The sequence below is a fragment of the Pasteurella sp. P03HT genome, from assembly GCF_054052285.1.
In genome coordinates, this window is sequence record NZ_JBSIUM010000003.1 from 210,361 (window position 1) to 219,848 (window position 9,488).

At 39.6% G+C, this 9,488-nt stretch carries 9 protein-coding genes; 1 reads left to right on the forward strand and 8 read right to left on the reverse strand.

Annotation, left to right across the window (positions count from 1 at the left end; translation table 11 throughout):
• Positions 1 to 19 precede the first annotated feature (19 nt).
• From rpoB to rplJ, 3 genes are all read right to left on the reverse strand, one after another.
• Positions 20 to 4,048, reverse strand: a complete 4,029-nt coding sequence (rpoB, locus tag ACWIT3_RS04255) for a DNA-directed RNA polymerase subunit beta (RefSeq protein WP_457161562.1) — start codon at positions 4,046 to 4,048, stop codon at positions 20 to 22.
• Between the two features lie 276 nt (positions 4,049 to 4,324).
• Positions 4,325 to 4,693, reverse strand: coding sequence for a 50S ribosomal protein L7/L12 (gene rplL, locus ACWIT3_RS04260; RefSeq protein WP_046339153.1), 369 nt, complete (start codon positions 4,691 to 4,693; stop codon positions 4,325 to 4,327).
• 51 nt (positions 4,694 to 4,744) lie between these two features.
• Positions 4,745 to 5,236 (reverse strand): 50S ribosomal protein L10, encoded by a 492-nt coding sequence (gene rplJ, locus ACWIT3_RS04265; RefSeq protein WP_005718814.1) that lies wholly within the window; start codon positions 5,234 to 5,236, stop codon positions 4,745 to 4,747.
• Positions 5,237 to 5,586: 350 nt separating this feature from the next.
• On the opposite strand from rplJ, the gene ACWIT3_RS04270 reads away from it, so the two are divergent.
• Positions 5,587 to 6,726 (forward strand): glycerate kinase, encoded by a 1,140-nt coding sequence (locus ACWIT3_RS04270; RefSeq protein ID WP_457161563.1) that lies wholly within the window; start codon positions 5,587 to 5,589, stop codon positions 6,724 to 6,726.
• Between the two features lie 71 nt (positions 6,727 to 6,797).
• Here ACWIT3_RS04270 and rplA read toward each other — a convergent pair whose 3' ends face one another.
• From rplA to ACWIT3_RS04295, 5 genes are all read right to left on the reverse strand, one after another.
• Positions 6,798 to 7,487 (reverse strand): 50S ribosomal protein L1, encoded by a 690-nt coding sequence (rplA, locus tag ACWIT3_RS04275; protein ID WP_046339155.1) that lies wholly within the window; start codon positions 7,485 to 7,487, stop codon positions 6,798 to 6,800.
• A 4-nt stretch (positions 7,488 to 7,491) separates the two neighbouring features.
• Entirely contained in the window at positions 7,492 to 7,920 is a 429-nt protein-coding gene (gene rplK / locus ACWIT3_RS04280; protein WP_046339156.1) for a 50S ribosomal protein L11, read from the reverse strand.
• A gap of 150 nt (positions 7,921 to 8,070) precedes the next feature.
• Positions 8,071 to 8,622, reverse strand: a complete 552-nt coding sequence (gene nusG / locus ACWIT3_RS04285; RefSeq protein ID WP_046339157.1) for a transcription termination/antitermination protein NusG — start codon at positions 8,620 to 8,622, stop codon at positions 8,071 to 8,073.
• A gap of 1 nt (position 8,623) precedes the next feature.
• Complete coding sequence (gene secE, locus ACWIT3_RS04290) at positions 8,624 to 9,034, reverse strand: preprotein translocase subunit SecE (RefSeq protein WP_457161564.1); 411 nt, start codon at positions 9,032 to 9,034, stop codon at positions 8,624 to 8,626.
• 232 nt (positions 9,035 to 9,266) lie between these two features.
• A partial coding sequence (locus ACWIT3_RS04295; protein WP_042611807.1) for an EF-Tu C-terminal domain-related protein occupies positions 9,267 to 9,488 on the reverse strand: 222 nt, incomplete at its 5' end.

Here is a 9,488-nt window from a genome sequence, read left to right on the forward strand (position 1 = left end):
GCTTGGTTATGATTTCAGATTAATCTTCATCTAAATCAATATTGATACCAAGCGAGCGAATTTCTTTCATAATGACGTTGAAAGATTCTGGTGTGCCTGGATCCATTTGATGTGTGCCACCTACGATGTTTTTATACATCTTCGTACGACCGTTCACGTCATCGGATTTCACAGTTAACATCTCTTGTAAGGTATATGCTGCACCGTATGCTTCAAGTGCCCACACCTCCATCTCACCGAAACGCTGACCACCGAATTGTGCTTTACCACCCAATGGTTGTTGTGTAACCAAGCTATAAGAACCTGTTGAACGCGCGTGCATTTTGTCATCAACTAAGTGGTTCAATTTGAGCATATACATATAACCAACGGTGACTGGACGCTCAAATTTCTCACCCGTACGACCGTCGAATAAGGTAATTTGACCTGAAGTTGGTAAGCCACCTAATTCTAATAAGCCTTTGATTTCACTTTCGTGTGCACCATCAAATACTGGGGTTGCAAGCGGTAAACCTTTACGTAAGTTTTGTGCTAAACGCATCACTTCTTCATCAGTGAAGGTACTTAAATCCACTTTTTGTGAACCGTGACCCAAGTCGTAGGCTTTTTGCATATATTCACGCAATTTTGCCACTTCTTGTTGTTGTTTGATCATTGCATTGATCTTGTCACCAATACCTTTCGCTGCTAAACCTAAGTGAGTTTCTAAGATCTGACCGATGTTCATACGTGATGGAACGCCCAGTGGGTTCAACACGATGTCAACTGGTTGACCGTTTTCATCGTATGGCATATCTTCCACAGGGTTAATTTTTGAGATAACCCCTTTGTTACCATGACGACCCGCCATTTTATCACCAGGCTGGATCTGACGTTTAACTGCAAGATATACTTTAACCACTTTCAATACGCCCGGTGCTAAATCATCACCTTGGATGATCTTGCCACGTTGAATTTCTAACTTACGTTCAAATTCTTTACGTAATTCTTCGTATTGCTCAGCAAGTTGCTCTAATTGGTTTTGTTGTGCTTCATCGCTTAATGATTGCTCTAACCATTTAGTACGGTCTAATTTATCTAAATTTTTCGCATCGAAACCACCTGCGATGAGAAGGCTACGAACACGAGTAAACAAGCCAGCCTCAAGGATTTCTAACTCTTCCACAAGGTCTTTTTTCGCTTGTTTTAATTGCATTTCTTCAATTTCAAGCGCACGTTTGTCTTTTTCCACGCCATCGCGAGTAAAGACTTGAACGTCGATAACGGTACCCGATACGCTGTTTGGTACACGTAATGAAGAATCTTTCACATCCGATGCTTTTTCACCGAAGATTGCGCGTAATAATTTTTCCTCTGGGGTTAATTGTGTTTCACCTTTTGGTGTCACTTTACCCACAAGAATATCGCCACCTTTCACTTCAGCACCGATGTAAACAATACCTGATTCATCAAGTTTGCTTAATGCTGCCTCACCAACGTTTGGAATATCGGCGGTGATTTCTTCTGAACCCAGTTTTGTATCACGCGCAACACAAGAAAGTTCTTGAATGTGAATCGTAGTGAAACGATCTTCTTGTACAACACGCTCAGAAACTAACATCGAGTCTTCGAAGTTATAACCATTCCAAGGCATGAATGCGACACGCATGTTTTGACCAAGCGCTAATTCACCTAAATCAGTCGAAGGACCATCTGCTAACACCTCACCACGACCAATCGGCTCACCTAATGACACACAAGGCACCTGATTAATACACGTATTTTGGTTAGAACGGGTATATTTCACTAAGTTATAGATATCGATACCCGCTTCACCCGGGATGGTTTCATCTTCGTTAACTTTCACGACGATACGTGACGCATCAACATATTGAATAACCCCACCACGTTTTGCAATGACTGTTACCCCTGAGTCTACCGCTACCGCTTTCTCAATCCCCGTACCTACGAGTGGTTTGTCTGCGCGTAATGTTGGTACAGCTTGGCGTTGCATGTTCGCACCCATCAAGGCACGGTTCGCATCGTCATGTTCAAGGAACGGAATTAACGCTGCCGCAACAGATACCACTTGTTGAGTTGAAACGTCCATATAGTGAATTTCATCTGGACGATATAAACCAGATTCACCATGTTCACCACGACAAGTGACGAACGCATCAGTAAAGCGTAACTCTTCATCAAGATTTGAGTTCGCCTGTGCAATAACATATTTACCTTCTTCAATCGCAGATAAATATTCAATTTCTTCTGTCACTTGACCATTTACCACTTTACGGTATGGCGTTTCCAAGAAACCATAGTCATTAGTACGCGCATAAACAGAAAGTGAGTTGATCAAACCGATGTTTGGACCCTCTGGCGTTTCGATTGGACACACACGACCATAGTGCGTCGCGTGAACGTCTCGAACCTCAAAGCCTGCACGTTCACGAGTCAAACCACCTGGACCTAATGCAGAAATACGACGTTTGTGCGTCACTTCTGATAATGGGTTGTTTTGATCCATAAACTGTGAAAGTTGTGACGAACCAAAGAACTCTTTTACTGCTGCAGAAATAGGCTTCGCGTTGATCAAATCTTGTGGTGTCACGGCATCTAAATCACCTAAAGATAAGCGTTCTTTTACCGCTCTTTCTACACGCACTAAACCAATACGGAATTGGTTCTCTGCCATTTCACCTACTGAGCGAATACGGCGGTTACCTAAATGGTCAATATCATCTACTTCACCACGACCGTTACGAATTTCGATCAGTTTTTTCATCACGCCAATGATGTCTTCGTTACTTAGGATACCGCTGCCTGTCTCTTCATCAATACCTAAAGAGCGATTAAACTTCATACGACCTACAGCAGATAAATCATAGCGGTCTGAAGAGAAGAATAAGTTATCAAATAAACTTTCTGCCGCTTCTTTTGTAGGTGGCTCACCAGGACGCATCATACGGTAGATTTCAACTAACGCGCTTAAACGATCATTAGACGGATCGACACGTAACGTTTCTGAAATGTATGGTCCGTGATCTAAATCATTGGTAAATAAAGTTTCCAACGTTTTATATCCAGCTTGTGAAAGTTTCGCTAACATCTCTAACGAAATTTCCATATTCGCTGGACAAATCACCTCACCTGTTTCGAGGTCAACATAATCTTTCGCTGAAACTTTACCTACAATATATTCAGTTGGTACTTCAACCTGGGTGATATGATCTTTTTCTAATGCACGAATATGACGTGCTGTAATACGACGTCCACGCTCAATATAGACTTTCCCATTTGCTTCGATATCAAATGTTGCTGTTTCGCCACGTAATCTTTCTGGCACTAACGTCATCAATAATTTGTTATCTTTAATTTCAAATACAACTTTATCGAAGAAAAGATCAAGGATTTGCTCAGTCGTATAATTTAACGCACGTAAAATAATGGTTGCAGGTAATTTACGACGACGGTCAATACGTGCATATAAGTTATCTTTTGGATCGAATTCAAAATCTAACCATGAACCACGATAAGGGATGATACGCGCATTGTAGAGTACTTTACCTGATGAATGTGTTTTACCTTTATCACTATCAAAGAATACACCTGGACTACGATGTAATTGCGACACGATAACACGCTCAGTTCCGTTGATGACAAAGGTACCATTATCGGTCATTAATGGGATCTCACCCATATACACTTCTTGTTCTTTAATATCTTTAATTGTGCCAGGTGCAGCATCTTTGTCATAACTGACTAAACGTAATTTCACACGTAATGGTGCCGCATAAGTGGTACCACGAATTTGACATTCTCTTACGTCAAACACTGGCTCACCTAATTGGTAACTCACATATTGTAATTCAGTATTGCCATTATTACTGACAATAGGGAAAACAGAACGGAATGCAGCTTCTAAGCCTTGCAGGCCTTCAGGATCTCTTTGAATAAATTTATCAAAAGAGTCAAGTTGGATTGTTAATAAATAAGGTACATTTAAAACTTGCGGACGTTTGCCGAAGTCTTTACGAATACGTTTTTTCTCGGTATATGAGTAAACCATAGGGTTCCTCTGCTTGTGTTTCAGTGAACCAAACACATAATGCTATACAACTAACACTATGTATGCGATGTATGTAAAAAGATACCGTTTCCAGATGACCGCACTCTGAACCTTACTTCTGATGAGCGGATACCCCAAATTATGTCAACGTAATTAATTTGAGAAAAACAGAAATTATCAAACGGAGAAAATTTATTCCTGTTTTGATAGCACAAAATGGCTGATGGAAAAACCACCAGCCATTGAGCCTTGAAGGGCTGACAAATAAATCAAAAATTATTTGATTTCTACTTGTGCGCCAGCTTCTTCTAATTCTTTCTTAAGTGCATCAGCTTCAGCTTTAGAGATGCCTTCTTTCAATACTGCTGGAGCAGATTCTACTAAGTCTTTAGCTTCTTTTAAGCCTAAACCAGTTGCACCACGTACTGCTTTGATAACTGCAACTTTGTTTGCACCTGCTGCTGCAAGAACTACGTCGAATTCAGTTTTCTCTTCTGCTGCTTCTGCTGGACCCGCTGCTACTGCTACTGCTGCTGCCGCTGCTGAAACACCAAATTTTTCTTCCATCGCAGTGATTAATTCTACGATTTCAGTTACAGATTTAGAAGCAATCGCTTCAATAATTTGTTCGTTAGTTAATGACATAACAATCAATTCCTAAAGTAAAAAAGTTAAACGAGTAAAGAAACGGCTGAATTAAGCTGCTTCTTGTAATTTGTCGCGTAATGCTGCAAGAGTGCGAACAAGTTTGCCTGCCGCAGCTTCTTTCATTGTACCCATTAAACGTGCAATTGCTTCGTCGTAAGTTGGTAATGTTGCTAAGAATTCAACATCTTGAATCTTACCTTCAAAGGCTGCACCTTTAATTTCAAACTTATCATTTGCTTTTGCAAAATCTTTGAACAAACGTGCTGCAGCACCTGGATGTTCAGTAGAGAATGCGATAAGTGTTGGACCTACAAACGTATCTTTTAAGCACTCAAATTCAGTACCTTCAACTGCACGACGTAATAATGTATTACGAACAACACGCATTGAAACACCGTTTTCACGAGCGACTTTACGTAATTCAGTCATTTTATCTACTGTCACACCACGAGAATCCGCGATAACAGCTGATAGGGCACCTTTGGCTGCTTCGTTTACTTCAGCAACAATTGCTTGTTTGTCTTGAAGATTTAATGCCATTGGCTTTTAGCTCCTGAATACACTCCGATTTCTCGGACTTAAATTACCTCATAGACAACAATAACTATGAGGACGACTTCGGTGCACAGAAGCAAGAAAAATTCTTATTCTGTTCACCATCTACGTAGGATAATTAAGAAATAATGCCTTTCCCCTACGGTCTTCGATGGGGCTTGAAATTGGTCAAGCACCATCAATTACTTTACCATCACTCAAATGGTAAAATTCAGATGCAAGATTATAATCACAATTTATTTTTTTGTAAATACGATTTATCAAAAAATAAACTGTTGCTATGATGTATTCTTTAATACCTACTGCTGTGTAATCAAGCTATATAGGATAAGAAGATGAAAATAGTGCTTGCACCTGATTCATTTAAAGAAAGTTTAACTGCACTTGAAGCCGCTCAAGCAATTGAGTTTGGTTTTAAAAAAGTCTTTCCTGATGCCGAGTACATTATAGTTCCAATGGCTGATGGTGGCGAAGGGACTGTCCAATCGCTAGTGGATGCTACACAAGGTTGCCTCATCTCAACAAAAGTGACCGCACCACTCGGCAATCGTGTCTCTGCTGTATGGGGACTATCTGGCGATAAACAAACTGCCTTTATCGAAATGTCTGCAGCATCAGGCTTACATCTCGTTCCTTTTGAAAAAAGAAATCCACTCATTACAACCAGTTTCGGAACAGGAGAATTACTTAAAGCAGCACTTGATGCTGGTGTAAAAAAGATCATTTTAGGCATTGGTGGTAGTGCAACAAATGATGCTGGTGTAGGGATGTTACAGGCGCTTGGTGGAAAATTTACTGACGCTCAACACCAAGAATTAAAATTTGGTGGAGCTGCTTTAGAAAGGCTTTCCTTTATTGATCTTACAAATTTAGATCAACGCCTACACAACATTGAGTTATATATTGCTTGTGATGTCACCAACTCATTGTGTGGTGAAAATGGAGCGTCCATTATTTTTGGCCCACAAAAAGGCGCTACCACAGAAATGATTAAACAACTCGACCATGCTTTATATCACTTTTCAACTCTTGTTGAGCAACAATATCAACTCGCTATTCGTGATCTCGCAGGCAGTGGTGCCGCAGGTGGAATGGGAGCGGGACTGTTATTACTTCCTAACGTACAACTCCAATCTGGTGTAGATATTGTCATCAAGGCTGTTAATCTTGTTGAAAAGGTTAAGGATGCTGATTTAATCATCACAGGTGAGGGATGTATGGATAGTCAAACTGTACAAGGTAAAACTGCCGCTGGTGTCGCTAAAACCGCGAAATTATTTAACAAACCCGTTATTGCAATCGTAGGCAGTTTAAAAGAAGACTACGAAATAATCTATGATATCGGCATAGATGCCGTTTTTCCGATACTACGTCAATTGGATAAGTTAGATATAGTATTACACAATGGGCGTGAAAATCTTATTTCAACAGCACAAAATATTGCGAAATTATATCAATTAGCAAAATCGAGGTAAGTCTTTTTCATATATAAAAAGACCGCAATTTATATGCTAAAATGCGGTCTCTTTTTAGTATTTTCTACAGATTATAGTGAAGACTGATCAACAGCTACACCCGCACCCATAGTTGTTGAAATACTTACTTTCTTGATGAAGACACCTTTAGATGTCGTCGGTTTTGCTTTAGCTAAAGCAGCTAATAACGCCTGTAAGTTTTCTTTTAATTGTTCTTCGCTAAAGTTAACTTTACCGATTGTAGTGTGGATAATACCGTTTTTATCATTACGGTAACGAACCTGACCAGATTTCGCATTTTTCACAGCTTCAGCAACGTTTGGTGTTACAGTACCAACTTTAGGGTTTGGCATTAAACCACGTGGACCTAAAATTTGACCTAATTGACCAACAACACGCATCGCATCTGGAGAAGCGATAACAACGTCAAAGTTCATTTCACCTTTTTTCACTAATTCAGCTAAATCTTCCATACCGACTAAATCAGCACCAGCTTCTTTAGCAGCTTCTGCGTTAGCACCTTGAGTGAACACAGCAACACGTACAGAACGACCAGTACCGTGTGGTAATACAGTTGCACCACGTACGTTTTGGTCAGATTTACGAGGATCGATACCTAAGTTAACCGCAACGTCAACACTCTCAACGAATTTAGCTGTCGCAAATTGTTTTAATACTGCGATTGCTTCATTGATTTCATATGCTTTTGTAGAGTCTACGCCAGCTTTGATTGCTTTCATTTTTTTAGTCAATTTAGCCATCGTATTATTCCTCCACCACTAAGCCCATTGAACGAGCTGTACCAGCGATTGATTTCATCTTAGTTTCGATAGATGCACCAGTCATATCTGCTGCTTTAGTTTCAGCGATTTGACGGATTTGATCTAAAGTTACTTTACCCACTTTATCTTTGTTTGGTTTACCAGAACCAGACTTGATCCCTGCCGCTTTTTTCAATAATACTGCTGCTGGAGGAGTTTTAGTGATGAAAGTGAATGAACGGTCTGCATACACAGTGATAACAACTGGAATTGGTAAACCTTTTTCTAAGCTCTCAGTACGAGCGTTGAATGCTTTACAGAATTCCATAATGTTCACACCTTGTTGACCTAATGCAGGACCAACTGGTGGTGAAGGGTTAGCCATACCAGCTGCAACTTGCAACTTAACATAGGCTTGTACTTTTTTTGCCATTTTTAGCTTCCTCTAGAATGGGTAATCACGCTATTACTAGCTCCCCTGTTTACGAAAAGGCTGTATTTTAAATAAACACAGCCCAAACTTCAAGTAAAATTACTTAAAATAAGACCGCACTTTATTTATTAAAATAAAGCACAATCAAAACTAATTTGTCTTCTCAACTTGTCCAAATTCAAGTTCAACTGGTGTCGCACGACCAAAAATCGAGACTGAAACTTTTAAGCGACCTTTTTCATAATCCACTTCTTCCACTGTACCATTGAAATCAGCAAATGGACCTTCTGTAACTCGTACTTCTTCGCCAGGTTGGAACTCTTTTCTATGACGTGGTTTTTCTGAACTTTCTTGTAAACGATTTAAAATACGATCTGCTTCACGTTGTGAAATTGGTGCTGGTTTATCAGCTGTTCCACCGATAAAACCCATAACACGTGGTACACTACGTACTAAGTGCCAAGTTTCATCATTCATTTCCATCTGAACCAACACATAACCAGGAAAAAACTTACGCTCACTTTTACGTCTTTTCCCAGCCACATTCTCAACAACTTCTTCTGTTGGAACAAGCACTTCACCAAACTGCTCTTCCATCTGGTGTAACTTAATATATTCACGTAAAGTTGCCGCAACGCGACTTTCAAAACCTGAAAAAGCTTGTAATACATACCAACGTTTTTTTGGTGCGGTATCTGTCATATTAGAACCTCAAATCTGTTAAGAACGTAATTAACGCAACAATAACCGAATCTAATCCCCATAAAATTAACGATACAAGGATTGTTACGCCAGCCACAATGAATGTTGTTTGCATTGCTTCTTGACGTGACGGCCATACAATTTTTCTTAATTCAATTTTTGACTCACTGAAAAAATGACGCGCTTTCATACCTTGATTTGTTAATGCTGCAATACCTAATGCAACTAGCAACAAAACAACTACGCCAACAACACGAATTGGAGTAGAAAACTGTTCTACAAGATAAATATTACCTAATGCTGCTCCCGCAATAACGATAAACACTAAAACCCATAATAAGCTATTCAAGCCTTTTGATTTTAAGTTGTCATCTTCGTGCGTATTTTTCTTTTTCTCAATTTCTAACGCCATAATTTAATCCATTACTTGATCTAAAAATAGGGATTCATTTCTGAACGCGTGATTGTAGCACTTTATTTCAAACTTGCATATTAAAATTACAGCAGATAATTCACTTTTTAGGTGCATATAGCGTATTTTTAACGATATGCCTCACATCAAGTAACCAATTTATTTTTTAAAATTTAAGTAACAAAAAAGGCATACCTTTTGGGTACGCCTCTTTTCAATATGTCAAACGAAATTATTTGATAATTTTCGCTACAACACCTGCACCAACTGTACGACCACCTTCACGGATCGCAAAGCGTAAACCTTGGTCCATCGCGATTGGGTGAATCAAGCTTACAGTCATCTTGATGTTATCACCAGGCATTACCATCTCTACGCCTTCTGGTAATTCGATTGTACCTGTCACGTCAGTTGTACGGAAATAGAACTGTGGACGGTAACCTTTGAAGAATGG

What these genes read in the sequence shown, in the direction of transcription:
- rpoB (WP_457161562.1), bottom strand. Translation starts at nt 4,048, where the DNA reads ATGGTTTACTCATATACCGAGAAAAAACGTATTCGTAAAGACTTCGGC.
- rplL (WP_046339153.1), bottom strand. Translation starts at nt 4,693, where the DNA reads ATGTCATTAACTAACGAACAAATTATTGAAGCGATTGCTTCTAAATCT.
- rplJ (WP_005718814.1), bottom strand. Translation starts at nt 5,236, where the DNA reads ATGGCATTAAATCTTCAAGACAAACAAGCAATTGTTGCTGAAGTAAAC.
- ACWIT3_RS04270 (WP_457161563.1), top strand. Translation starts at nt 5,587, where the DNA reads ATGAAAATAGTGCTTGCACCTGATTCATTTAAAGAAAGTTTAACTGCA.
- rplA (WP_046339155.1), bottom strand. Translation starts at nt 7,487, where the DNA reads ATGGCTAAATTGACTAAAAAAATGAAAGCAATCAAAGCTGGCGTAGAC.
- rplK (WP_046339156.1), bottom strand. Translation starts at nt 7,920, where the DNA reads ATGGCAAAAAAAGTACAAGCCTATGTTAAGTTGCAAGTTGCAGCTGGT.
- nusG (WP_046339157.1), bottom strand. Translation starts at nt 8,622, where the DNA reads ATGACAGATACCGCACCAAAAAAACGTTGGTATGTATTACAAGCTTTT.
- secE (WP_457161564.1), bottom strand. Translation starts at nt 9,034, where the DNA reads ATGGCGTTAGAAATTGAGAAAAAGAAAAATACGCACGAAGATGACAAC.